The sequence below is a fragment of the Neobacillus niacini genome (assembly GCF_000759675.1).
In the GTDB taxonomy this organism is placed as follows: Bacteria; Bacillota; Bacilli; order Bacillales; family Cytobacillaceae; genus Neobacillus; species Neobacillus niacini_A.
The window spans coordinates 1-24,626 of record NZ_BAWM01000032.1; the positions used below are offsets into that span (position 1 = coordinate 1).

Here is a 24,626-nt window from a genome sequence, read left to right on the forward strand (position 1 = left end):
CCTGTCAGCTATACATTTCCGCCACAACGGCATGTTAGGGACTTTCACCCATTAGAGCGAAGCGCTGCCAAGCGCACACAAAAACTGGTGCACAAGGCACCAGTTACGTTATTTTTTCAAGATTAACAAGGCAATCATACAAAGAGCTGCCTAGACCGTTATCGGACTCTTCGCTTGGAGTTAGGTTATTAACAGAGCCGCCGAATCTTTTCCAAATTCCTTCATCAATGTTAATCGTGTTAGGATGTGCCTTTGGCAGAATAGATAGATACCCCTTTACTTTGCCCCGATTATTCCATACTCTTACCAAATCACCATCCTTAAGTTGTTGATCAGCAGCTATATTTTCAGCAACCTCTACCTTAAGCTTAGGTTCTTTAGGAAAAAGATGATAGTTTTGTGAATGGTTTGACCGTAATGGATGGATGGTTAATAGGTTATAAGGAAATTTCTCCGCTAGTTCAGGATTACTCCATTTTGATTCTTCAGGTAAGGCTAATTTCAGCAGACCATCGAGACCCTTATTCATGGAGGTGAATTCATATTTTCCGGAAGGTGTCTTGAACTGAAAATCGTCCCATGGAACTCGTCTCACCGGCAATTCCAGCGTATGCTGTTTCTTAAGTTCATCTATTGTAACTCCCTTTTCTGCTAACGATTGAAAAGACATTTCCAGCCATTGATTTCTTGAAAACTGAAAATCATCACCAAATCCAAGTCTTTCGGCAAGCTGTGTCCAAATCCATAAATCTGACTTTGCTTCCCCCGGTGCTGATACGAGTTTCGGACCATAATTGACATAATGATGATACATAGAAGAATAATAAAGATCTTCTTCCTCAAATGAGGTGGTGGTTGGCAGGATATAATCTGCTAATCGAGCTGTATCTGTCATAAATTGTTCAATCACAACGAGCTTGGAAACAGAAGAAAATGCTTTTTCTACAATAGATGTATCTGGGACCTGTGTTAAGGGATTCCCACAGGTGACCACAATCATTTTTATTTCTGGATCAATGGCAGATAGCACTTCCTCCGCCTGCTTCATAATTGAAAACTGCCGATCTTTTCCCTTCCGGCTGCTCAGCGTTAAATTAGCAACATCAAAGCTTTGACCCACTTGCAGGTTGGCATAATTAGCGCCTCCGCCAGGAATTCCAACATTGCCACTTACCGCAACAAGGGCATCAATCAAACGGATGGTATTTCCGCCATTTTTATACCGTTGTAAGCCAAGACCCATAAAAGTAGATGTAGGTTTATCAGCAAAAACCTCTGCTAAAAGTTGAATCCTTTCAACTGATACTTCCGTCATTTCACTAATTTTTACTAAAGATACACTTTCAATCAGTTTCTCTAGATCCTCAAATCCATAAGAATAGTGGGAAATAAACTCATAATCTGCAAGTCGTAAACGGAGGATTTCCTTTATAATACCTAAAGCTAATAAACCATCCATTCCAGGTTTTACTGAAATATATTCATCTGCTATTTTCGCAGTGGCATTAAATAGTGGATCAATAACATAAATCTTTGCTCCATTTTTCTTTGCATCTAGGAGCTTTTCATAAAAATGCATGTTGGTCCGTGCTACATTTCTTCCCCAAATGACAATGTTTTTACTTTTTAAAACATCCTCTGGTTCATGACCATAAGCGTCGCCAAAATCCCATTTCTGTGCCTCAATGCCAGCACCCCAGCAGAGTGAACCATAAATTTGCGTTACCCCGCCATAAGCATTAAAAAATCGTTGATCAAGATTTTTTAGAATCCCGTTGTTCGCATAATCATGGCTATGGAGGACAGCGGTGGAACCATATTGTTCTTTAATTTCCTTCAATTCTAAGGCAATTTCATCAAGAGCCTGATTCCATGAAATTTGCTTAAATTCTCCGTTCACCTTTTTTAAGGGATAATGAAGCCGTTCAGGGGAATTTGTCCTAGCTTCGAGCATTCTTCCTCTTCCGCAAATTTTCCCCTTGGTAATTGGGTGGGAGGGGTCACCTTCAACTTTTATCACTTTATCATTCTCTATTGTCACATGAAAACCACAGCTGTCCCAGCAATTCAAAGGACAGGCTGATTTCACAATGCTTGTCACAACTCCACCCCCAATAATCTATTTCTACTTTTTAACTAGGATAATACAGTTAAACAAGAAAAAGAAGCATAAACTACTGTTCATGCTTCACCAATATTTTCTTCATTTTCCTTGAGAATTCACGTCTTGGGATCATCACGCTATGTTCGCAGCCTTCACATTTAATTCGAATATCCATCCCCATCCGAATAATTTTCCAACGATTCGTCCCACATGGATGCTGCTTTTTCATTTCAACGACATCATTTAACCCAAATTCCTTTTCTTCCATTGAAAACCTCTCCTTTCAAACACTAGGTTCATTGATATTTCCAGAATTCTTTGAGTACATGACCATACGTGGATATGGAATTTCAATTCCATGCTCATCTAAACATTGTTTTATATCTCTCTTTATATCCCTAGAAACACCCGCATGCTTCATTGGCAATGTTTCCGCAACAATTCGCAAAACAACTTCTGTTGGTCCTAAGGTTTGAACGCCTAAAAGCTCAGGTGCCTTTGTTAATGCTTCGTATTGTTCCGGCATTTTTTCAAGTAAATCCTTTATGATCTTTTGCGTTTTTTCAATATCCTCTTCATATGCAACCGATATATCAATTATCGCAAGGCTGTTATTTAAAGAGAAATTCGTTACCTGGATGATACTTCCATTCGGCAGAATGTGAACTTCTCCTGTCCAACTTTTTAACTTTGTTGTCCTTAAACCAATGGTTTGGACTGTTCCTTCAAATTGGTCAATTCGAACATGGTCCCCAACTGAAAATTGATCTTCAAAAATAATAAAGAAACCAGTGATTACATCTTTTACAAGACTTTGAGCTCCAAAACCGACAGCGAGTCCGACAACCCCTGCACCAGCAATCAACGCTTTTACATCGATCGTTAGGACAGAAAGGATCATCATAGAAGAAATAAAATAAACTACATATGTAAGAACATTATCGAGAAGTTTTGATAATGTTTCTTCCCTTCGTTCTGAGGTCTTAAGGGGAGAACGAGTTCTTATTTTAAAAATATTATCAATTGCTATACTACCTAACTTAATTAGAATTTTAGAAACGATCATAATCGCAATGATTTTAAGTAAACCTTCCCCTAAAGCCATCCAGGTTTCTTCATTTTGAAATTTATTAACAAATCCCTGAAAAATCGAACTCATTTAAACACCCTTTCCTCTCAACCTGTTGAATCACACTTATTTTATCAAGTATCCTTCGTAGTTTATAGTATTGTGATTTATTCCTTTTTTCAATAGGAATATCTTTATCAAGCTACGTATAGATTTTCGAAATTTTCCGTATACTGTTAAAAAATGGTGTTAGGAGTGGACTTATGAATCTGAAACCTAGTTTCTTTGATAGGAGGGCCAATACGCAGCGAATCATCCATGATGATTTTCAGGCTGTTGAAAATCTCGCCATGGAATTGCTTAAGTTCCTGCCAAGGACATCTGGGCGTCCAATTGTATTTGTTTGTATTGGAACCGACCGCTCAACCGGAGATTCATTAGGACCCCTTGTTGGATCATTTTTGGAGGAAAAGGACGTTCCTTCCTTCCATGTTTATGGTACGTTAGATGAACCGATTCATGCCGTTAATCTGGGTGAACGGTTAAAGGAAATAACATTAAAACATCATGACCCCTATATTATTGGTATCGATGCCTGTCTAGGGAGGATGAAGAATGTTGGGGTAATCCAGGTAGGTGACGGACCTGTAAAACCTGGAGCAGGTGTGAACAAAGATCTTCCTGCAGTTGGTGATATCCACATAACGGGGATCGTCAACGTGAGCGGTTTTATGGAGTTTTTTGTCCTACAAAATACCCGACTTAATCTTGTGATGAAAATGGCGAAAACGATCGCAAATGGAATTTATCAAGCAAGTATTCTTCATTCTAAAGGTAGAATGCAGGAATTAACACTGCAAGAGCAGAAAAAAACCAATTAAAGAGCAATCGGGATTTAACCCAATTGCTTTTTTATTTTACAAATATTGTAAAATACTACAGATACAGATTATACAGATAGAGAACCGTAACAATAAATCCTGTAACAGCAATAGCAGGGAGGAGGTTTGCTACCTTTATTTTTACTAATCCTGTTAGATTTAGCCCGATAGCAAAAATCATGACACCGCCTGTTGCTGTCATCTCAACAATGAATTGATCCATCAATACCTGGGGAATAAAGGTATTAATTTGGGTGGCAAATAAAGCAATCAGCCCTTGATACAGCATAACAGGAATAGCTGAAAATATAACGCCCACTCCAAGGGTTGTTGTTAAAATAATAGACGTGAAACCATCAATGAGCCCTTTTGTATACAAGACATCGTGATCACCACGGATACCACTATCAAGTGCCCCAATGATCGCCATAGCCCCAATCACAAAGATTAAGGTCGCAGTAACAAAACCTTCTGAAATACTGCCTTTTCCAGTTGACCCCAATCTAGTAGAGCCTAGTTTCTTTTCCAGCCAAAGACCAAGTTGATTCAACTTTTCTTCCAATTGCATGAGCTCCCCAAAAACAGCTCCCATGACTAAACTAATAATCACAATAAGGAAATTCTCGCTTTTCAAGCCCATCTGCAGGCCCAACACAATCACCGATAACCCAATTGCATACATGACCGTTGTTTTCATGCTTTCAGGAATTCGGTGCAAAAGCTTTCCAATTAGTGTACCGATAATAATTAATAACCCGTTTACAAGCGTCCCTAATAAAAACATCTGCTATTCACCTATTCTTCGAATCTCGAAATTAATAATAGTATTAAACTATCATTTTTTAGTAGTGTTGGAAAGTTATTTTTTTGTAAAAAAATAAACCATCCATTGATGGTTTAATAAGATTCTTCCTTGTACAGCATTTCTAAAATTCGTTCTAAATCGTCTTGTGAGAAAAATTCAATTTCAATTTTACCTTTATTTTTAGACTGCTTAATGTTTACAGTCGTTCCAAATCGTTCACGAAGGGAGTGTTCACGTTCCTGGATAAACACATCCTTTTTCTTTTCAGGCTTTTTTGTTTCACGTGGAACATTTTCGTTTAGCTGTTGAATGATTTTTTCTAGCTGCCTGACATTCAATGATTCCTGAATAATTTTATCTACTAAGGCTGGCAGCTTTGCCTTTTGACGCAGACCCAAAAGAGCTCGACCATGACCCATTGAGATTTTTTCATTTGAAATCAACTCTTGAATCTTCACAGGAAGAGAAAGCAGCCGGATATGGTTGGCTACATGCGGTCGGCTTTTTCCTAGACGCTTTGCTACTTCTTCTTGGGTGAATTTTAGCTTTTCCATTAACGTTTGATAAGCCTGTCCCTCTTCAATTGGGTTCAAGTCTTCTCGCTGCAGGTTTTCCAAAACAGCTAATTCCATCATTTGCTGTTCAGTTAAATCTCTAACAACTGCTGGTACAGATGCCAGTTTTGCTTCTTTTGCTGCTCGAAAACGTCTTTCTCCGACAACAATTTCATAACCCTTAATACTTTTTCTAACGACAAGAGGTTGGAGAATTCCATGCTCTAAAATCGAGTCTTTTAACTCATCAATGGCCTCTTGTTGGAAGGTTTTCCTTGGCTGGTAAGGATTGGGACGCAATTCTTTCAAATTAATTTCTTGGACAGTCTCTTCCTTACCGGCTTCGATATTTGTAAAAAATGCATTTATGCCTTTTTTTCCCAGACCTTTAGCCATTTGAGACCACTTCCTTTGCTAGATCTAAATAAACTTCTGCCCCGCGAGATTTTGAGTCATAATTAATAATTGGTTCGCCATGGCTTGGAGCCTCACTTAGACGTACATTTCTTGGAATAATGGTTTTATATACTTTATCTTGAAAATACTTCTTAACTTCTTCTATTACTTGAATGCCTAAATTCGTTCGGGCATCAAGCATTGTTAATAACACGCCTTCTATTTTCAAGTCTTGATTTAAGTGTTTTTGCACTAAACGCACTGTATTTAATAACTGACTTAAACCTTCTAAAGCATAATATTCACATTGAACAGGGATTAACACTGAGTCAGAAGCGGTTAAGGAGTTAAGCGTTAATAATCCTAATGAAGGCGGACAATCGATAATAATATAATCAAATTGGTCTTTGACTTCTTCAAGTGCACGCTTTAATCGGACTTCTCTTGAAATAGTAGGAACCAGCTCAATCTCCGCACCTGCAAGCTGTATAGTAGCCGGAATGGCATATAGATTTTCAACCGATGTTGACTTTATAACATCCTTTGCTTCTACATCGTCTACTAAAACATCATATATACACTGTTCTACATCTGCCTTATCGATACCAATTCCGCTCGTTGCATTCCCTTGTGGATCAATGTCTACTAATAAAACCTTTTTCCCAATGTATGCTAAGCAGGCGCCTAGATTGACAGAGGTAGTTGTCTTTCCAACTCCGCCTTTTTGATTCGCGATTGCAATGGTTTTGCCCACGATGTCACCTACCTTGTTTCAAATAAGATAATTAAATTCTAGTCATATAAACTAGTTAAACCTGTCATTTCAGCAAGCAAAACTAGTAATTTACAATTTCCATGCTTTATTATTTTATCATGAAACTGATTTATTGTTATTTTTTTTCAAAAAATATTAATGAAGAATGATAGTAACAATTACCATTATTTTACACTAATTCACAAATCTAACTTTGTAATTTCATTGCTGTGCTAAAATTGTCTGTTTATTTCTGCTCCAATCAACAGAGTGAGCAAAATTAACAATTAGCTTTAACACACCCAAATTCAAAAATAAAAACCAAACTGCTAAGAAGTCTGGTTCCATTTTGTGAATATTTTATTTTTTCTTTGGAATTTTTATTGTAAATTGATAGTACTCTTCAAATTCTTCTTCTTGCGAATCAAGATTAATTCCGTTATCCGACACCATGGTTAAGGATTGCCTAATGGTATTTACAGCAATTCTCATATCTTTGCTGAAGGCTTTCCTTTTTGGCTTTGGTTTTTGGTTCTTTTCTTCTAGCAGCCGGGCAACTCGATCTTCTGTTTGCTTTACATTAAGATTTTTTTCGATAATATCTTGTAAAAGCAAAACCTGCTTCTCTGGATCCTTAAGTGGAATAAGTGCTCGGGCATGCCGTTCTGTTATTTCTTTATTTAACAAGGATTCTTGGATAGGCTGCGGCAGCTTTAGAAGCCTGAGCTTATTGGCCACTGTCGATTGACCTTTTCCAAGGCGCTGAGCAAGAGCTTCTTGAGTTAAGTTATGCAGCTCGAGCAGCTTACCATAGGCGATAGCCTCTTCAATTGGTGATAGCTCTTCCCGTTGTAAATTTTCAATTAAGGCAACCGAAGCCGTTTCTGTGTCTGAATAATTTTTTATGATTGCTGGTGCTTCATCCCAGCCAAGTTTCTTCATTGCACGCCAACGGCGCTCACCGGCAATAATTTCATAATTCCCATCAAACTGTCGGACCACAATTGGCTGAATGATTCCGTGTGTATGGATTGTTCGTGATAATTCCTCTATTTTTTCATCATCAAATACGGTTCGAGGCTGAAAACGGTTTGGAACAATACTTTCAATCGGAATCTTTTTAATTTCTTCATTTTTTACAACATCTACTTCTTCTTCTAGCTCTTTTTCAAGCTCTTTTTCTAACTCAACCTTTTGATCTCCCTTTTCGCCGAGGCCAAAAAAGCGTGAAAACGAATTCTTCATCCCCAACACCACCTTTACGAAACTCCCTATTACTTATTCGCTATCTAACTGTTTTCTTCCTGCCAAACCCGCTGTTTTATTTAAACAAATATATCCTGCTTTTTATCTTGATTATTCGATTGGCATTTTACCAGGTGTCCCCGGTTTTCGCGGATATTTTTTCGGCGTTTGTTTTTCCTTTTTAATCACAAGAATATTTCTTTCACTTTCTTCCATAGGTAAAGTGAACGTATACATTTGTTCAAGCTTTCCTCCAAGTGTCGTGATCGCCTTCTGACCGACCGTTAATTCATCATTCGCATGCGCAGCTTTCATGGCAATAAAATGTCCTCCCACTTTTACAAGAGGAAGGCAAAGCTCACTAAGAACAGACATTCTTGCCACCGCCCTAGCTGTGACGAGGTCATAGGACTCCCGGTGAGATGGATTCACACCGAAAGTTTCAGCACGGTCGTGAATGAAATGAACATTTTCCAATTTTAATACATTTGCTAAATGATTTAAAAAGGAAATTCGCTTATTTAATGAATCAACGATGGTTACCTCTAAATGAGGAAAAGCAATTTTTAAAGGAATACTTGGAAATCCTGCACCTGCGCCTACATCACAAAGATGAATAGGCTGGGTGAAATCAAAATAAAAAGCAGCAGATATGGAATCATAGAAATGTTTTAAATACACTTCAGCTTGTTCGGTGATGGCAGTTAGGTTCATTTTTTCATTCCATTCCACCAAGGTATGAAAGTATTGATTAAATTGATCAAGCTGCTCCTCGCTAAGGGTAATCCCCTTCTCAAGAAGCATAGCTTTAAATTGTTCGATGGTCATCAGCAAAACTTCCTCTTTTTATCAAAATTATGGATTACTCGTCCTAGCCACTCTTCCTTGTTCTAAATAAATTAGAAGGATTGATACATCAGCTGGATTTACACCCGAGATTCTTGAAGCCTGGGCAAGAGATAACGGTTTAATTTGTTTTAAATTTTGCTTCGCTTCATTTGCAAGCCCAGAGATGGAGTCATAATCAATATTTTCAGGAATTTTCTTATTCTCCATTTTCTTTAATCTTTCAACCTGCTGAAGTGATTTTTCAATGTATCCTTCATATTTAATTTGAATTTCAACCTGTTCTTTAATATCTTGATCTAAATCATCTTCGCTAGGTATTAGACTTTCAATGTGTGCATAAGTCATTTCAGGTCGTTTCAATAAATCTACAGCAAGGATTCCATCCTTAAGTTCACTGCCCCCAGTGCTTTTAATAAGCTCTTGAACTTCTGTTGAGGGCTTTAACCTGATCGATGAAAGCCTTTCTTTTTCCGCCTCAACTGCAGCCTTTTTTGCTAAAAATCTCTCATAACGATCCTCTGGTATGAGGCCAATCGAGTGACCAATTTCAGTTAACCGTAAGTCTGCATTATCATGGCGTAATAGCAGACGGTATTCTGCCCTTGAAGTTAACAAACGGTACGGCTCACTTGTTCCTTTTGTGATTAAATCATCTATTAACACGCCAATATAGGCATCTGAACGGCTAAGAATTAACGGTTCTTTTCCAAGTACACTCAGTCCAGCATTGATTCCTGCCATAATTCCTTGTCCCGCTGCCTCTTCATATCCTGATGTTCCGTTAATTTGACCTGCAGTAAAAAGGTTTTTTACCACTTTTGTTTCAAGTGTCGGCCAAAGCTGAGTCGGATTAATCGCATCATACTCAATCGCATATCCAGATCTCATCATTTGGACATTTTCTAATCCTGGAATGGATCTAAGGAGTTGCTGCTGAACATCTTCAGGTAGACTAGTCGACAAGCCTTGAACATAAACCTCTTGCGTTTTTCTTCCTTCTGGCTCAAGGAAAATTTGGTGGCGTGGTTTATCATTAAAACGGACTACTTTATCTTCAATCGATGGACAATAACGCGGACCCGTTCCTTTTATCATTCCAGAGTACATTGGTGAACGATGAAGGTTTTGGTCAATCAACAAATGTGTTTGCTCATTAGTATATGTTAACCAGCATGGAAGTTGGTCAGTAATATACTTAGTCGTTTCATATGAGAAAGCTCTCGGAGTTTCATCACCAGGCTGTATCTCTGTTTTACTGTAATCAATGGTATGACTATTGACCCGTGGCGGAGTTCCTGTCTTAAAACGAACCAACTCAAACCCAAGTTCCTCTAAATGCTCAGATAACTTAATGGATGGCTGTTGGTTATTAGGACCGCTTGAATACTTTAATTCTCCAAGGATAATTTCACCACGAAGATACGTACCAGTTGTAATAACTACCGTTTTGGCCCGATAAATAGCCCCTGTTTTCGTAATGACCCCAACACAGACGCCGTCCTCAACAATTAATTGTTCAACCATTCCTTGAAGGAGTGTCAGGTTTGGTGTGTCTTCAATCTTTTTTTTCATTTCGGACTGATAGTCAACTTTATCGGCCTGTGCCCGCAGTGCACGCACTGCAGGACCCTTACCTGTATTCAACATTCTCATTTGAATATGTGTTTTATCGATATTTCTACCCATTTCGCCGCCTAGTGCATCTATTTCCCGGACAACAATTCCTTTTGCGGGTCCACCAATCGATGGATTACATGGCATAAAGGCAACCATATCAAGGTTAATGGTGATCATTAAGGTTTTTACACCCATACGTGCCGCCGCGAGGCCTGCCTCACAGCCAGCATGACCAGCCCCAATGACCACAACGTCAAAATTACCTGCTTCGTATGACATCTCTTTCCTCCTCTATTTATTGTTTAGCTCCGGCGTCTAGCCCCTCGAGGTCGCTTCGGTCCATCCAAAGAAGTCAAAGTGCGCGACTTCTCCGGCTGGCCCTCCAGCGCTTGTCGGGGCTGAACAAGCCGCCTACGCTTTTCTTATTTACCTAAACAAAATTGTGAGAATAACTGATCGATTAGACTTTCATGAACACTATCACCAATGACTTCGCCAAGCAATTCCCACGTTCTTGTAATATCGATTTGTACTATATCAATTGGAGTTCCCCTTTCTACTCCAGCAATCGCTTCTTCGATTGTATGCAAACTTTGCCCGATCAAAGCAATGTGGCGGCTGTTCGATAGATAAGTCATATCGCCAGCATCAATTGACCCTGCAAAGAATAAGGAGGATATTGCTTCCTCTAGCTCATCCACACCACGATCCTCTAATAATGAGGTCGTAACAATTTTATGCTTCGCTGCCAATTCTTTTACACGTTCCATATCAATTTGCTGTGTGAGGTCTGTCTTATTGACAATGACAATAACATCCATCCCTTTAACAGCCTCAAACAGATTTTCATCCTCTTTTGTAAATTGATCAGCGTAATTTAACACTAACAATATTAAATCTGCTTCTTTTAAAACCTGTCGAGATTTTTCTACTCCAATTCGTTCAACAATATCTTCCGTCTCTCTAATGCCCGCTGTATCCAAAAGTCTAAGCGGTACTCCGCGAACATTGACATATTCCTCAATGACATCACGGGTTGTCCCAGGAATATCTGTGACAATTGCTTTATTTTCTTGAACAAGACTATTTAATAACGAAGATTTTCCGACATTTGGCCGTCCCACAATAACCGTCGAAAGACCCTCACGCAATATTTTTCCTTGCTGTGAAGTTTGCAACAGTTTCCTTAACTCTTCACGAACATACATTGATTTTTCCAATAACATTTTATGAGTCATTTCTTCCACATCGTCATATTCCGGATAATCTATGTTTACTTCAACATGAGCAAGTATCTCTAAAATTTCCTGACGCAGGCTCCTAATTAACTTTGATAAACGACCTTCCATTTGACCTAGCGCTACATTCATAGCACGATCCGTTTTTGCTCTGATTAAATCCATTACTGCTTCTGCCTGTGATAAATCAATCCGTCCATTTAAAAAAGCCCGTTTCGTGAATTCACCTGGTTCGGCAAGTCTAGCTCCATAGGCTAATACATGCTGCAAAACTCGATTTACAGAAACAATTCCACCGTGACAATTTATTTCAACTACATCCTCTTTTGTAAAAGTCCTTGGTCCCTTCATAATCGATACCATGACCTCTTCGATCACTTGTTCATTCTTAGGGTCAATTAAATGTCCATAATGAATCGTATGAGTCGGAACCTCTGTTAACCTTTTACCGCCGATGCTTCGAAAAATTTGGTCCGCGATTTTAATGGAATCATCGCCACTCAATCGTACAATTGCAATTGCGCCCTCACCCATCGGTGTCGATATGGCGGCTATCGTATCAAATTCCATTACTTTCACCACTCTTTATAAAATTAATCTATATAAAAACAAAGTATTTTACTCCAAATCATTAGAATACCACATCTGGTCTCGTCTGAAAAACCAGAAATACCCGCAATGAATTATCCACAACCTGTTAAATGTCTACGTATTATTTTAACTTATCCACATGTGAATAACAATAAAACAAGAGATTTCATATAAATGTTGTAAACAAGGAATTTTTTGAATCAATATTTTTATCAAGCAAAAAAAGACATCCTTCGAAAAGGATGTCTTTACTCATTTTATTTAACTGGTGAAATAACAATATGTCGGTGTGGATCGGAACCATCTGAAGTAGTTTTCACTCGTTTATTGTCGGATAAAGCTGTGTGAATAACTTTACGCTCGTATGAAGGCATTGGCTCCAGTGCAACGTCTCTGCCAGTTTTTAAAGCTTTTAAAGCAAGTCGATGTGCTAATTGGATCAGCGTATCATTTCTTCGATTTCGGTAATCCTCTGCATCCAAAATAACCGTTAAGTATTGATTAGAAAAGCGATTAATGATTAACTGCGTTAAATATTGCAGTGAATTCAATGTTTGTCCTCTTTTTCCAATCAAAAGAGCAATCTTTTCCCCTGTCAAAACGAAATGAACTTGTTTTCCATCACGTTTGATTTCAATACTGACAGGAGCCCCCATTTGTTCACTAACCTGAAGCAGAAACTTCTTAGCCTCATCAATTGGATCGATGATAACTGTAACCTTAACGACAGCAGGGCGAGAACCAAAAATCCCAAAAATCCCCTTTTTACCTTGATCAATAATGGCTACATCTGTGCGGTCTTTTGTTGTGTTTAATTGAGCTAAAGCTGATTCCACTGCTTCTTCGACAGTTTGTCCGGTAGCAGTTACTTGTTTCACTTTTTTGCTCCTCCCGCTTTACCGGATTCTTGCGCCCTTTTCAGGTCCGGCCCTTTAATGAAATAGGTTTGTACTATCATAAAAATATTTCCTACTACCCAATACAATGAAAGAGCTGCAGGGAAATTAAAAGCAAAAATGACAATCATAATCGGCATCATCCAAAGCATCATCGCCATTTGCGGATTATGCTCTTGTCCGGCCATCATCAATTTTTGTTGAATAAATGTGGTGATACCCGCAATAATCGGAAGAATATAAAAAGGATCCTTATCTCCAAGATCAAACCAAAGGAAGCTATGATCAGCAATTTCCCTTGTTCTTGAAATCGCATGGTAAAAACCAATTAAGATAGGCATTTGAACGATTAATGGAAAACATCCAGCCATTGGATTAACTCCGTGCTTTTGAAAAAGCGCCATCGTTTCTTGCTGTAATTTCTGCTGTGTCTTCTGATCCTTAGAGCTGTATTTTTCTCGGAGAGCCTTCATTTCTGGCTGCAAGGCCTGCATTGCTTTTGAGCTTCTTGTCTGTTTTATCATCAGCGGTAATAATGCCAACCGAATTAAAATGGTAACGACAATCAATGAAAAACCAAAGCTTCCGCCTAGTATTTCTGCACCTTTTACAATTACCCATGAAAGCGGGTAAACAATGTACTCATTCCAAAATCCCGTACTTTCGGCATTAATTGGCTTACTAATTTCTGTACAACCTGTTAGAAACAAAAACACAGAAACTATCCCAATTAATAGTAATATTCGTTTTTTCAACCGAATTTTCCTCCTTGAACAATATATATACTATTTAAGTGTGAATACCTTTTTTATAAATATAACCTTCCGGAATATTTCATAGGTATTTTACCATCTTTTAGAATAATTTGCCTCTTAATTTTATAACGAATACGACATTAATTTGACAAACTACTTTTTCTTGAAAACCTTACCAACCTTAAAGACATGGGTTAGACTCTTTTTCACTTCAAAAAAGTCCATTTCGGCTGCAGGTTTTCTAGCTATAATCACATAATCATTCCCTGGAACAATTAGATCTGATAGTTCGAAAACAGCTTGTCTTATGTATCTTTTTATTTGATTTCTAGTCACAGCATTTCCTATCTTCTTGCTAACAGAAAGACCAATTCGAAAATCGTCCTGATCCTCTTTCTTCAGACTATAGACAACAAATTGCCGGTTAGCAAAGGAATGCCCTTTTTGAAACGCTTCTTGAAATTCTTTATTCTTCTTTACTCGTAATTCTTTCTTCATAGAAAACACCTTCCATCTACACAAAAACTTTTCCATTAGAAAGATTTTATTAGAAAAAAGACCACTGATGTTTCAGTGGCCTAAGCTGATAATACTTTTCTTCCTTTTAGACGACGGCGTGCTAGAACTTTACGTCCGTTAGCCGAGCTCATACGACTGCGGAAACCGTGAACTTTACTATGTTTACGTTTATTTGGTTGATATGTTCTTTTCATTATAAGACACCTCCCTGAGGAATAGCTGTTAAAGACAGTCTAATTTATTATAAAGACGGACCCCAATATTGTCAACCGCTCTTAAGATATTGTTCCCCAGTTACAAAATTTTTTACGCCAAAATCTTTCTTAGTTTATTTAGCATAACCAAATTTTATAAAGTTCTTCTTCTTCCTACAAAAATTTACCTGTGGATATTTTTTTCGACTTTTTTTTCAGCATTTCACAAGATATTGACAGTTTTTGCACAGGATACACTACTTGTGGACAAGTTTTAATCACATATTGTTACAGTTGTGGATAAACCATGAAAAGGCATTGCACCTAAGTCTTTTATTTGATATTATATTTGTGTTTTCACTCTGAATAACTTCGTCTCTAAAATATGTTATCCACAAATTGTGGATAAGGTGTGGACAAGTTATTCTAGCATACTGCAGAAACTTGTCCACAAGCGGTGGATATTGTCGAAACTCCACTTTATTTCCTATATTATGTTTTTTCCACAACCATTGTTTCGTATATTTATAAATTAGTAGGTTGTACAGCTTGTATAACGTTGTTTTTTCACGGAACTTTTGTCCATTTTGTTATAGGTTGCGAGCTAAGGATACTTCACAGCACTTTGTGAAAAAATATCTCTATATATGGAGTTTAGACAGAAAAAAACTGCAAAATGCAATTCAATAGATAAAAAAGTTAAAGGAGGGACAACCGTTGGAGAATATTGCGGATCTTTGGAATGCTGCTCTAGCCAATATTGAGAAGAAGATAAGCAAGCCTAGTTTTGACACCTGGCTGAAGTCCACAAAGGCCCATTCCCTTCAAGGCGATCTACTTGTGATTACTGCTCCTAATGAATTTGCACGTGATTGGCTCGAGGAGCGCTATTCCCAGTTAATCTCTGGTATTCTTTACGAAATTACTGGAGAAGAGCTTTCTGTAAAGTTCATCATTCCGCAAAATCAAAAAGATGAAGACCCAGACTTGCTATTGCCTCCTAAAAAGGCCAAAAAAGAGGATGATCAAAATGATTTTCCGCAAAATATTCTAAATCCAAAGTACCTGTTTGATTCATTTGTCATTGGTTCAGGTAACCGGTTTGCTCATGCAGCTTCCCTCGCTGTTGCTGAAGCACCGGCGAAAGCTTACAATCCATTATTTATTTATGGGGGCGTGGGTTTAGGAAAAACACACTTAATGCATGCGATCGGTCATTACGTTTTAGAGCATAAACCAAACGCTAAGGTAGTTTATTTGTCTTCAGAGAAATTCACGAACGAATTTATTAATTCTATTCGTGATAATAAAGCTGTCGAATTCCGCAATAAATATCGAAACGTTGACGTGTTACTAATTGATGATATTCAGTTCTTAGCCGGAAAAGAATCAACGCAAGAGGAATTTTTCCACACTTTTAATACTCTCCATGAAGAAAGCAAACAAATTGTTATCTCGAGTGACCGGCCGCCAAGGGAAATTCCAACACTTGAGGACCGCCTGCGTTCACGTTTTGAATGGGGATTAATCACGGATATTACTCCTCCAGATCTTGAAACAAGAATAGCCATCCTTCGGAAAAAGGCTAAAGCCGAGGGATTAGATATACCAAATGAAGTTATGCTCTACATCGCTAACCAAATCGATACCAATATCAGAGAGCTTGAGGGAGCATTAATCCGTGTTGTTGCCTATTCTTCCTTAATTAATAAAGATATTAACGCTGATTTGGCCTCAGAAGCATTAAAGGATATCATCCCTAGCTCAAAGCCAAAGGTGATAACCATCCATGACATTCAGAGAACTGTCGGTGAGCACTTTAGCGTGAAGCTTGAAGACTTTAAAGCAAAAAAACGAACCAAATCTGTTGCCTTCCCTAGACAAATTGCTATGTATTTATCCCGGGAATTAACGGATTATTCTTTGCCAAAAATAGGAGAAGAGTTTGGAGGACGTGATCATACAACGGTCATCCATGCCCACGAAAAAATATCAAAGCTCCTGCAATCAGATTTACAGCTTCAACGACAAATGAAAGAGATAAATGAGCTGTTGAAAGTTTAGATAAACTGTGAATAACTTGCTCGAGTTTATACACAGTCTGTCCACATGTGGATAGACTGTGTTTCCATTGAGAAAAATGAGTTATCCACATACTAACAAGCCCTACTAGTACTTCTACTGTTTTTTATTTAAAAAACTTATTATTATATGTTCAAGAAATTTCATTTATGCGTACTTAGAAAAAAATTGCTGGGAGGATTATGAAAATGAGATTTATCATCCAACGGGACCGACTTGTTCAAAGCGTCCAAGATGTTATGAAAGCTGTCACATCAAGAACAACGATCCCGATTTTAACTGGGATAAAAATAACAGCTAGCAGCGAGGGAGTAACCTTAACAGGAAGTGATTCCGATATTTCAATTGAATCTTTCATTCCAAATGAGGAAGCTGGAGATGAAATCGTAGAAATCAAACAAGCTGGTTCCATTGTCCTTCAAGCAAAATTCTTTAGTGAGATTGTAAAAAAATTACCTACAGATTCAGTTGAGATTGAAGTACTAGGATCATTACAAACCGTTATTCGCTCAGGAAAATCTGAATTTAATTTAAACGGTCTTGATGCAGAAGAGTACCCTCATCTGCCACAAATAGAAGAAAATAATAAATTCCATATTGCAACGGACCTCCTAAAAATGATGATTCGTCAAACCTTTTTTGCAGTGTCCACCTCAGAAACACGTCCCATCTTGACAGGTGTAAACTGGAAGATTGAAAATGGCGAATTAAACTGTATTGCAACAGATAGCCACCGTCTCGCATTAAGAAAAGCAAAAATCGAAACTGAAAATAACGAAAGCTACAATGTCGTCATTCCAGGTAAGAGTTTGAATGAACTAAGTAAAATCATTGATGATTCAAATGAGCTAATAGATATCGTTATTACAGAAAATCAAATTTTATTTAAAGCGAAGCATTTACTATTTTTTTCAAGGTTGTTAGAAGGAAATTATCCTGATACTTCTAGACTTATTCCAAGTGAAAGTAAAACTGATATTATTGTAAATACAAAGGATTTCCTTCACGCCATTGATCGTGCTTCCCTGCTTGCTCGTGAAGGGAGAAACAATGTTGTTAAACTTTCAACCATTGACGGAGGTGTGATTGAAATTTCCTCAAATACACCTGAAGTAGGTAAAGTTGTTGAGGAAATTCAAGGTCAATCGATCGATGGTGAAGAATTAAAGATTTCCTTTAGCGCTAAATATATGATGGACGCCTTAAAAGCACTTGAAGGAACAGATATAAGAGTAAGTTTTACTGGTGCAATGCGGCCATTTGTTATTAAACCGCTGCATGATGAAACCACACTGCAATTGATTTTGCCAGTTAGAACTTATTAGGACAAAATAGTCACCATGATTTTTGGTGACTTTCTTTATTTTTAATTTTTTAGTAAAATAAAGTATTGAGACCATTTGTAGAAATGAGTGATAAACAGTGCCTGAAGAAATAAAGCTAAATACAGAGTTTATTACGTTAGGACAATTTCTTAAATTGGCTGACGTCATCCAATCTGGCGGTATGGCAAAATGGTTTTTAAGTGAAAACGATATTTTTATTAATGGCGAACAAGATCAAAGAAGAGGAAGAAAGCTTCGAGCAGGAGATAAGGTGAAAATTCCTGGACACGGAGAATTTTTAATAACCGAGTAACTAAAGGTTGTGTCGTTTTCATGTATATTGAACAATTAGTGCTAAGAAATTACCGGAATTATGAGAGCCTATCGGTTGAATTTGAAAATAAAGTGAATGTGATCCTCGGGGAAAATGCCCAGGGTAAAACAAATGTGATGGAATCTATCTATGTTTTGGCAATGGCCAAATCTCATCGGACTTCAAATGATAAAGATCTTATTCGCTGGGATCAGGAGTATGCTAGAATAGAGGGTAGGGTTCAAAAACAATACAGCTCTTTGCCATTGCAATTAATTATTTCTAAAAAAGGCAAGAAGGCAAAATGTAATCACATGGAGCAGCAAAAATTAAGCCAATATGTTGGGAATATGAATGTGGTCATGTTCGCACCGGAAGATTTAAATTTAGTTAAAGGCAGCCCGCAAGTAAGAAGGCGGTTTATTGATATGGAAATCGGGCAGGTTTCGCCCATTTATTTACATGATATGAGTCAATACCAAAAAATACTTCAACAGCGCAATCATTTTTTAAAAATGATGCAAATAAAAAAACAAACTGACCAAACCATGCTTGAAATTCTTACAGAGCAGTTTATTGATATGGCTGTAAAAATTGTATTGAAGAGATTTGAATTTCTCCATTTGCTTGAAAATTGGGCTAAACCTATCCATAAAGGTATTTCAAGAGGGCTAGAATCATTAGAAATTATCTATAAACCATCCGTTGATGTATTAGAAGACCAAGATTGGTCGAAAATGAAAGCATGCTTTGAGGAAAAATTTAGTAAAGTCAGAACAAGGGAAATAGAACGTGGTACAACATTATTCGGACCACATCGTGATGATTTGTTGTTTTTTGTAAATGATCGAGATGTTTCGACATTTGGTTCACAAGGCCAGCAAAGAACAACAGCGCTTTCTGTTAAGCTTGCCGAAATCGAATTAATTCATTCGGAGATTCGCGAATATCCCATCTTACTCCTTGACGATGTTTTATCAGAATTAGATGATTATCGTCAGTCACACTTGCTTAATACCATCCAGGGGAAGGTCCAGACATTCGTTACAACAACTAGTGTTGACGGCATCCATCATCAAACATTAAAAGAAGCTTCAACTTTTGAAGTAGAATCTGGTGTTATCAATAAAGTTAATTGAGGTGGAAGTGTGTATATTCATGTCGGGGAAGATTTAAATATCAGGGCGAAGGATATCATCGCCATTCTTGATAAAGGGTGCGTGAATTCTTCAAATTTAGTCGAAGAGTTCTTAAAACAGCATAAGGAAAAGCTTGTTAACCTTTCGAAAAACCCCTTTAAATCAGTCGTAATTACATATGACAAGGTTTATTTATCCCCTATTTCTTCCGGAACATTAAAAAAACGTTCAAATCAAAAGGAAATGCAGGAATATTGAAATTATCATTTTTCATTTTAGGTTAATAGAGTAGTTTTTTGAATGAAAGTGCGGGGTGAATTATATGACAATGGAACAAAAAGTAGTCCAGGAACAAGAATATGGTGCTGATCAAATACAAGTTCTAGAAGGTCTAGAAGCTGTAAGAAAAAGACCTGGTATGTACATTGGTTCAACAAGTGGAAAAGGTCTTCATCACCTTGTTTGGGAAATTGTAGATAACAGTATTGATGAGGCTTTGGCTGGATATTGTGACGAAATCAATGTCATCATTGAAGAAGATAACAGTATAACAGTTAAAGATAACGGACGTGGTATTCCTGTTGGAATTCAAGAAAAAATGGGTAGACCTGCCGTTGAAGTTATTATGACTGTCCTTCATGCTGGAGGTAAATTTGGCGGCGGAGGATATAAAGTTTCTGGTGGTCTTCATGGTGTAGGTGCTTCAGTTGTTAATGCCCTCTCCACCAATCTAGAGGTTTATGTACACCGTGATGGTAATATTTACTGCATTAAATTTGAACGTGGTGCGGTAGTTAAAGAACTAGAGGTAATTGGAACTACCGACAAATCGGGTACGATTACTCACTTTAAACCAGATGGAGAAATTTTTACTGAAACATTGGAATACGAGTATGATATTCTGGCAACTCGTCTGCGTGAACTTGCATTCTTAAATCGCGCAATTAAAATCACGATCAAAGATAACCGTGTGGAAAATAAACAGAATGAATATTACTACGAAGGCGGAATTAAATCGTATGTAGAGCATTTAAACCGCACAAAAGAGGTCATTCATGAAGAACCAATCTTTATTGAGGGAGACCGTGAGGGCATTAGCGTTGAAGTAGCTCTTCAATACAATGAGGGGTATACTGACAGCATTTACTCCTTTGCTAATAACATCCACACCTATGAAGGTGGAACTCATGAATCAGGATTTAAAACAGCTTTAACTCGAGTTATTAATGATTATGCAAGAAAAAATGGCTTGATTAAAGAAAATGATTCGAATCTAACGGGTGAAGATGTTCGCGAAGGCTTAACGGCTATTGTCTCAATTAAACATCCAGACCCACAATTCGAAGGGCAAACGAAAACGAAACTTGGAAACTCCGAAGTAAGAACGATAACAGATTCCTTATTTTCTAGTCATTTTGACAAGTTTTTATTGGAAAATCCTTCAGTAGCTAGAAAAGTTATTGAAAAAGGCTTAATGGCTGCAAGAGCAAGGATGGCTGCAAAGAAGGCAAGAGAGCTGACGCGCCGTAAAAGTGCATTAGAAGTTTCTAGTTTACCTGGGAAATTAGCAGACTGTTCTTCAAAAGACCCTTCTATAAGTGAATTGTACATTGTTGAGGGTGATTCGGCAGGTGGTTCAGCAAAACAAGGACGTGATCGACATTTCCAAGCAATTCTGCCATTAAGAGGAAAAATACTTAATGTTGAGAAAGCACGCTTAGATAGGATCCTCTCTAATAATGAGGTCCGCTCCATGATAACTGCAATAGGAACAGGTATTGGAGAAGACTTCGATATTGCTAAAGCTAGATACCATAAAATAGTCATTATGACGGATGCAGATGTTGATGGTGCTCATATTCGAACACTCCTTTTAACTTTCTTTTACCGTTATATCCGAAAAATTTTAGAAGCTGGCTATGTATATATCGCCCAGCCACCTTTATATAAAGTTCAACAAGGTAAAAAAGTTAGGTATGCGTATGATGACAAAGAGCTGAATCAAATATTCGCTGAGTTGCCAAGCCAACCGAAGCCTAATATCCAACGGTATAAGGGGTTAGGAGAAATGAATCCTGAACAATTATGGGAAACGACAATGGATCCTTCTACTAGAACTATGCTTCAGGTTAGTCTTGAAGATGCAATTGAAGCAGATGAGACATTTGAAATGCTAATGGGTGACAAAGTAGAACCGCGCCGTAACTTCATTGAAGCAAACGCACAATACGTCAAAAATTTAGATATATAAAGAAATGCAGAGGCGGCTCGTTTAATGGCGACAAGCCCCTAGCCGCCGGAGCTGAACATAAAGAAATGCCTATATAGAAAGGGATAGAGGGGTGACCACTATCCTCCTTTTTTCGTTTATCAAGGGTATACGATGACTATTAAAGGCATATCGTCACCAAAATAGGAGGTACTCAAATGGCAGAAACACCAAATTCTCAAATTAAAGATATTAATATCAGTCATGAAATGAAAACATCGTTCCTTGACTATGCAATGAGTGTTATTGTTTCACGTGCCCTTCCAGATGTTCGAGATGGATTAAAACCAGTCCACCGCCGTATTTTATACGCTATGCATGATCTTGGAATACATGCTGATAAACCTTATAAAAAGTCAGCTCGTATCGTTGGGGATGTAATTGGTAAATATCACCCTCATGGTGACTCAGCCGTATATGAAACGATGGTACGTATGGCGCAAGACTTTAACTATCGATATATGCTGGTAGATGGTCATGGTAACTTTGGTTCGGTAGACGGTGATTCAGCAGCAGCTATGCGTTATACTGAATCGAGAATGTCTAAAATCTCAATGGAATTATTAAGAGATTTAAACAAAGATACGATTGATTTTCAAGATAACTATGATGGTGAAGAAAGAGAGCCTTCAGTTTTACCAGCGAGATTCCCAAACCTTTTAGTTAACGGTTCTTCTGGTATTGCGGTTGGTATGGCAACTAATATTCCGCCGCACCAGCTTGGCGAGGTTATTGATGGCGTATTAGCCATTACCCATGATCCAGAAATAACGATTCAAGAGTTAATGGAAATCATTCCTGGTCCGGATTTTCCAACCGGAGGAATCATCATGGGTCGAAGTGGGATTCGTAAGGCTTACGAAACCGGCAGAGGTTCCATAACAATACGCGGAAAAGTAGTAATTGAACAAAAGGCAAATGGTAAAGAAGTTATTATTGTTAATGAGTTACCATACCAAGTAAATAAAGCAAAATTAGTTGAAAGAATTGCGGAATTACATCGTGATAAAAAAATAGAAGGCATCACAGATTTAAGGGATGAATCAGATCGCAAAGGGATGCGTATTGTAATTGAGGTTCGTAAAGATGCGAATGCGAATGTCCTCTTAAATAACTTATATAAACAAACATCACTTCAAACTAGCTTTGGGATTAATACATTAGCTCTTGTAAACGGACATCCAAAGGTGTTAAATCTAAAACAATGTTTAGTCCATTATTTAGACCATCAAATAGTGGTTATTCGTAGAAGAACAGAGTTTGAGTTACGTAAAGCAGAGGCACGTGCTCATATTTTGGATGGTTTAAGGATTGCTTTGGATAATCTTGATGCAGTCATTAGTTTAATTCGAAGCTCGCGGACAACTGATATTGCTCGCGAGGGTTTAATGACACAATTTAATCTTTCTGAAAAACAAGCCCAGGCTATTCTTGATATGCGCTTGCAGCGTTTAACAGGTTTGGAAAGGGAGAAAATTGAGGAAGAATATCAAGCATTAGTACAGCTTATCGCTGAGTTAAAAGCCATTTTAGCTGACGATGAAAAGGTTCTTGAAATCATTAGAGAAGAATTAACTGAAATTAAAGAGCGATTTAATGATACACGCCGTACGGAAATACAAACGGGCGGAATTGAAAATATTGAAGATGAAGATCTCATTCCACGTGAAAATATTGTTATTACGTTAACACATAATGGCTATATTAAACGTCTCCCTGTTTCAACTTATCGTGCGCAAAAAAGAGGCGGCCGTGGTATACAAGGAATGGGTACAAACGAGGATGATTTTGTTGAGCATTTGATCACGACGTCTACCCATGACACGATCCTTTTCTTTACAAATAAAGGGAAGGTTTATCGTTCAAAGGGATATGAAATTCCTGAATACAGCCGTACAGCTAAAGGATTGCCAATCATTAACCTTCTTGGAATTGAAAAAGGAGAATGGGTTAATGCCATTATTCCAATTGAGGAATTTGTTGATGACTGGTATCTATTCTTTACGACAAAAGAGGGTATTTCTAAGCGTTCGCCATTAACGTCATTTGCACATATTCGTAATAACGGCTTAATTGCGTTGAATCTCCGTGAAGGTGATGAACTGATTTCTGTCCGTTTAACGGATGGTACAAAGCATATGATCATTGGTACGAAAAAGGGAATGTTAATCCATTTCCCTGAAACAGATGTCCGATCAATGGGTAGAACAGCAACTGGAGTAAAAGGAATTACCTTAGATAGCGATGATGAGGTAGTTGGAATGGAAGTGCTTGAGGAAAATAGCAGCGTCCTTATTGTCACTAAGAATGGATATGGTAAGCGTACGCCAGCAGAAGAATACCGAATCCAAGGTAGAGGCGGTAAAGGTATTAAAACATGCCATGTTACCGAAAAAAATGGTTCCTTAGTTTCCGTAAGAGCTGTAACTGGTGAAGAAGACTTAATGTTAATCACTACTGGTGGAGTCCTTATTCGTATCGATGTAGCTGGCATTTCGACTATGGGGCGAAACACTCAAGGTGTTAAATTAATTAGTATCAAAGGCGATGAACATGACTTTGTTGCCACTGTTGCGAAAGTAGAAAAAGAAGAGGTTTCAGAAGAAACAGATTCAGATGATACTGAAGGAGCAGAAGGCGTAGAAGTAATAGCTGGAACAGAAGAAGATAACATAGGAAATGTGTTAGACTCTGAAGTTGATGGGTCTGATACAACTACTGAAGAATAAGTTCTATTCAAAGGAGCACCTCATTTGGTGTTCCTTTGTTAATTTAATTCTACTAATTTGTTGATTTCCTCTTGATAGATAGTGTTAATACTGGTATACTCATTTGAGTCGGCGATGATTGTTAGTTTTAATGTAATATAAAAACAAATAGACGTTGACATTTATATTAATAGATGATATATTAATAAAGTCGCTTACGAGCGATTGGGAAAAATTGATCTTTGAAAACTAAACAAACAAGAACGTCAACAAACAATTTTTTAGCTTTTTATAAAAGCTAAGCCAACGTAACTTTTATGAGC

At 37.7% G+C, this 24,626-nt stretch carries 22 protein-coding genes; 8 read left to right on the plus strand and 14 right to left on the minus strand.

What is annotated here, in order from left to right:
* Nucleotides 1-103 precede the first annotated feature (103 nt).
* The 3 genes from TR08_RS14695 to TR08_RS14705 form a co-directional block, all read right to left on the minus strand.
* Nucleotides 104-2,101, minus strand: coding sequence for a molybdopterin-dependent oxidoreductase (locus TR08_RS14695; RefSeq protein ID WP_045519307.1), 1,998 nt, complete (start codon nucleotides 2,099-2,101; stop codon nucleotides 104-106).
* A gap of 73 nt (nucleotides 2,102-2,174) precedes the next feature.
* A complete protein-coding gene (locus TR08_RS14700; RefSeq protein ID WP_045519309.1) occupies nucleotides 2,175-2,372 on the minus strand; it encodes a DUF951 domain-containing protein in 198 nt (65 codons plus the stop codon).
* Between the two features lie 15 nt (nucleotides 2,373-2,387).
* Nucleotides 2,388-3,263, minus strand: a complete 876-nt coding sequence (locus TR08_RS14705) for a mechanosensitive ion channel family protein (protein WP_045519310.1) — start codon at nucleotides 3,261-3,263, stop codon at nucleotides 2,388-2,390.
* A gap of 173 nt (nucleotides 3,264-3,436) precedes the next feature.
* Between TR08_RS14705 and yyaC the strand changes: the two genes are divergently transcribed.
* Nucleotides 3,437-4,054, plus strand: coding sequence for a spore protease YyaC (gene yyaC, locus TR08_RS14710; RefSeq protein ID WP_045519312.1), 618 nt, complete (start codon nucleotides 3,437-3,439; stop codon nucleotides 4,052-4,054).
* A 55-nt stretch (nucleotides 4,055-4,109) separates the two neighbouring features.
* Here the strand turns inward: yyaC and TR08_RS14715 are convergent, their stop codons facing one another.
* From TR08_RS14715 to rpmH, 11 genes are all read right to left on the minus strand, one after another.
* Nucleotides 4,110-4,838 carry a DUF554 domain-containing protein gene (locus tag TR08_RS14715; RefSeq protein WP_045519314.1) on the minus strand — a complete coding sequence of 243 codons (729 nt, stop codon included), beginning with the start codon at nucleotides 4,836-4,838 and terminating at the stop codon, nucleotides 4,110-4,112.
* A 113-nt stretch (nucleotides 4,839-4,951) separates the two neighbouring features.
* On the minus strand, nucleotides 4,952-5,809 hold the full coding sequence (locus tag TR08_RS14720) for a ParB/RepB/Spo0J family partition protein (protein ID WP_045519316.1): 858 nt from the start codon (nucleotides 5,807-5,809) through the stop codon (nucleotides 4,952-4,954).
* A complete protein-coding gene (locus TR08_RS14725; protein ID WP_045519318.1) occupies nucleotides 5,802-6,563 on the minus strand; it encodes a ParA family protein in 762 nt (253 codons plus the stop codon). The genes TR08_RS14720 and TR08_RS14725 overlap by 8 nt, the downstream gene beginning before the upstream one ends.
* 360 nt (nucleotides 6,564-6,923) lie before the next feature.
* Nucleotides 6,924-7,808 carry a nucleoid occlusion protein gene (gene noc, locus TR08_RS14730; RefSeq protein WP_045519320.1) on the minus strand — a complete coding sequence of 295 codons (885 nt, stop codon included), beginning with the start codon at nucleotides 7,806-7,808 and terminating at the stop codon, nucleotides 6,924-6,926.
* Nucleotides 7,809-7,919: 111 nt separating this feature from the next.
* The gene (gene rsmG / locus TR08_RS14735; RefSeq protein WP_045519322.1) at nucleotides 7,920-8,636 is read right to left on the minus strand and encodes a 16S rRNA (guanine(527)-N(7))-methyltransferase RsmG; all 717 of its coding nucleotides are present in this window, start codon (nucleotides 8,634-8,636) and stop codon (nucleotides 7,920-7,922) included.
* A gap of 27 nt (nucleotides 8,637-8,663) precedes the next feature.
* On the minus strand, nucleotides 8,664-10,553 hold the full coding sequence (gene mnmG, locus TR08_RS14740; protein WP_045519324.1) for a tRNA uridine-5-carboxymethylaminomethyl(34) synthesis enzyme MnmG: 1,890 nt from the start codon (nucleotides 10,551-10,553) through the stop codon (nucleotides 8,664-8,666).
* 143 nt (nucleotides 10,554-10,696) lie between these two features.
* Entirely contained in the window at nucleotides 10,697-12,082 is a 1,386-nt protein-coding gene (gene mnmE / locus TR08_RS14745) for a tRNA uridine-5-carboxymethylaminomethyl(34) synthesis GTPase MnmE (protein ID WP_045519326.1), read from the minus strand.
* A gap of 278 nt (nucleotides 12,083-12,360) precedes the next feature.
* Nucleotides 12,361-12,981 (minus strand): RNA-binding cell elongation regulator Jag/EloR, encoded by a 621-nt coding sequence (gene jag, locus TR08_RS14750; protein ID WP_045519328.1) that lies wholly within the window; start codon nucleotides 12,979-12,981, stop codon nucleotides 12,361-12,363.
* Nucleotides 12,978-13,754 carry a YidC family membrane integrase SpoIIIJ gene (gene spoIIIJ / locus TR08_RS14755; protein ID WP_045519330.1) on the minus strand — a complete coding sequence of 259 codons (777 nt, stop codon included), beginning with the start codon at nucleotides 13,752-13,754 and terminating at the stop codon, nucleotides 12,978-12,980. The genes jag and spoIIIJ overlap by 4 nt, the downstream gene beginning before the upstream one ends.
* Before the next feature lie 153 nt (nucleotides 13,755-13,907).
* Nucleotides 13,908-14,252 (minus strand): ribonuclease P protein component, encoded by a 345-nt coding sequence (gene rnpA, locus TR08_RS14760; RefSeq protein WP_045519331.1) that lies wholly within the window; start codon nucleotides 14,250-14,252, stop codon nucleotides 13,908-13,910.
* An 80-nt stretch (nucleotides 14,253-14,332) separates the two neighbouring features.
* On the minus strand, nucleotides 14,333-14,467 hold the full coding sequence (gene rpmH / locus TR08_RS31055) for a 50S ribosomal protein L34 (RefSeq protein ID WP_007084526.1): 135 nt from the start codon (nucleotides 14,465-14,467) through the stop codon (nucleotides 14,333-14,335).
* A gap of 717 nt (nucleotides 14,468-15,184) precedes the next feature.
* On the opposite strand from rpmH, the gene dnaA reads away from it, so the two are divergent.
* From dnaA to gyrA, 7 genes are all read left to right on the plus strand, one after another.
* A complete protein-coding gene (dnaA, locus tag TR08_RS14765) occupies nucleotides 15,185-16,531 on the plus strand; it encodes a chromosomal replication initiator protein DnaA (RefSeq protein ID WP_045519333.1) in 1,347 nt (448 codons plus the stop codon).
* A gap of 206 nt (nucleotides 16,532-16,737) precedes the next feature.
* Nucleotides 16,738-17,874, plus strand: coding sequence for a DNA polymerase III subunit beta (gene dnaN, locus TR08_RS14770; protein ID WP_045519334.1), 1,137 nt, complete (start codon nucleotides 16,738-16,740; stop codon nucleotides 17,872-17,874).
* 97 nt (nucleotides 17,875-17,971) lie between these two features.
* Nucleotides 17,972-18,187 (plus strand): S4 domain-containing protein YaaA, encoded by a 216-nt coding sequence (yaaA, locus tag TR08_RS14775; protein ID WP_045519335.1) that lies wholly within the window; start codon nucleotides 17,972-17,974, stop codon nucleotides 18,185-18,187.
* A 20-nt stretch (nucleotides 18,188-18,207) separates the two neighbouring features.
* Nucleotides 18,208-19,326, plus strand: a complete 1,119-nt coding sequence (recF, locus tag TR08_RS14780; RefSeq protein WP_045519336.1) for a DNA replication/repair protein RecF — start codon at nucleotides 18,208-18,210, stop codon at nucleotides 19,324-19,326.
* 9 nt (nucleotides 19,327-19,335) lie between these two features.
* Nucleotides 19,336-19,584 carry an extracellular matrix regulator RemB gene (gene remB, locus TR08_RS14785; protein ID WP_045519337.1) on the plus strand — a complete coding sequence of 83 codons (249 nt, stop codon included), beginning with the start codon at nucleotides 19,336-19,338 and terminating at the stop codon, nucleotides 19,582-19,584.
* 70 nt (nucleotides 19,585-19,654) lie between these two features.
* Nucleotides 19,655-21,577 carry a DNA topoisomerase (ATP-hydrolyzing) subunit B gene (gene gyrB, locus TR08_RS14790; protein ID WP_045519340.1) on the plus strand — a complete coding sequence of 641 codons (1,923 nt, stop codon included), beginning with the start codon at nucleotides 19,655-19,657 and terminating at the stop codon, nucleotides 21,575-21,577.
* Nucleotides 21,578-21,753: 176 nt separating this feature from the next.
* On the plus strand, nucleotides 21,754-24,324 hold the full coding sequence (gene gyrA, locus TR08_RS14795; protein WP_045519338.1) for a DNA gyrase subunit A: 2,571 nt from the start codon (nucleotides 21,754-21,756) through the stop codon (nucleotides 24,322-24,324).
* The last annotated feature ends 302 nt before the right edge of the window (nucleotides 24,325-24,626 follow it).

Excerpts from the sequence above, each read along its gene's own strand:
- TR08_RS14700 (WP_045519309.1), bottom strand. The coding sequence starts at position 2,372 with ATGGAAGAAAAGGAATTTGGGTTAAATGATGTCGTTGAAATGAAAAAG.
- TR08_RS14705 (WP_045519310.1), bottom strand. The coding sequence starts at position 3,263 with ATGAGTTCGATTTTTCAGGGATTTGTTAATAAATTTCAAAATGAAGAA.
- yyaC (WP_045519312.1), top strand. The coding sequence starts at position 3,437 with ATGAATCTGAAACCTAGTTTCTTTGATAGGAGGGCCAATACGCAGCGA.
- TR08_RS14715 (WP_045519314.1), bottom strand. The coding sequence starts at position 4,838 with ATGTTTTTATTAGGGACGCTTGTAAACGGGTTATTAATTATTATCGGT.
- TR08_RS14720 (WP_045519316.1), bottom strand. The coding sequence starts at position 5,809 with ATGGCTAAAGGTCTGGGAAAAAAAGGCATAAATGCATTTTTTACAAAT.
- noc (WP_045519320.1), bottom strand. The coding sequence starts at position 7,808 with ATGAAGAATTCGTTTTCACGCTTTTTTGGCCTCGGCGAAAAGGGAGAT.
- rsmG (WP_045519322.1), bottom strand. The coding sequence starts at position 8,636 with ATGACCATCGAACAATTTAAAGCTATGCTTCTTGAGAAGGGGATTACC.
- mnmG (WP_045519324.1), bottom strand. The coding sequence starts at position 10,553 with ATGTCATACGAAGCAGGTAATTTTGACGTTGTGGTCATTGGGGCTGGT.
- mnmE (WP_045519326.1), bottom strand. The coding sequence starts at position 12,082 with ATGGAATTTGATACGATAGCCGCCATATCGACACCGATGGGTGAGGGC.
- rnpA (WP_045519331.1), bottom strand. The coding sequence starts at position 14,252 with ATGAAGAAAGAATTACGAGTAAAGAAGAATAAAGAATTTCAAGAAGCG.
- rpmH (WP_007084526.1), bottom strand. The coding sequence starts at position 14,467 with ATGAAAAGAACATATCAACCAAATAAACGTAAACATAGTAAAGTTCAC.
- dnaN (WP_045519334.1), top strand. The coding sequence starts at position 16,738 with ATGAGATTTATCATCCAACGGGACCGACTTGTTCAAAGCGTCCAAGAT.
- recF (WP_045519336.1), top strand. The coding sequence starts at position 18,208 with ATGTATATTGAACAATTAGTGCTAAGAAATTACCGGAATTATGAGAGC.
- gyrB (WP_045519340.1), top strand. The coding sequence starts at position 19,655 with ATGGAACAAAAAGTAGTCCAGGAACAAGAATATGGTGCTGATCAAATA.
- gyrA (WP_045519338.1), top strand. The coding sequence starts at position 21,754 with ATGGCAGAAACACCAAATTCTCAAATTAAAGATATTAATATCAGTCAT.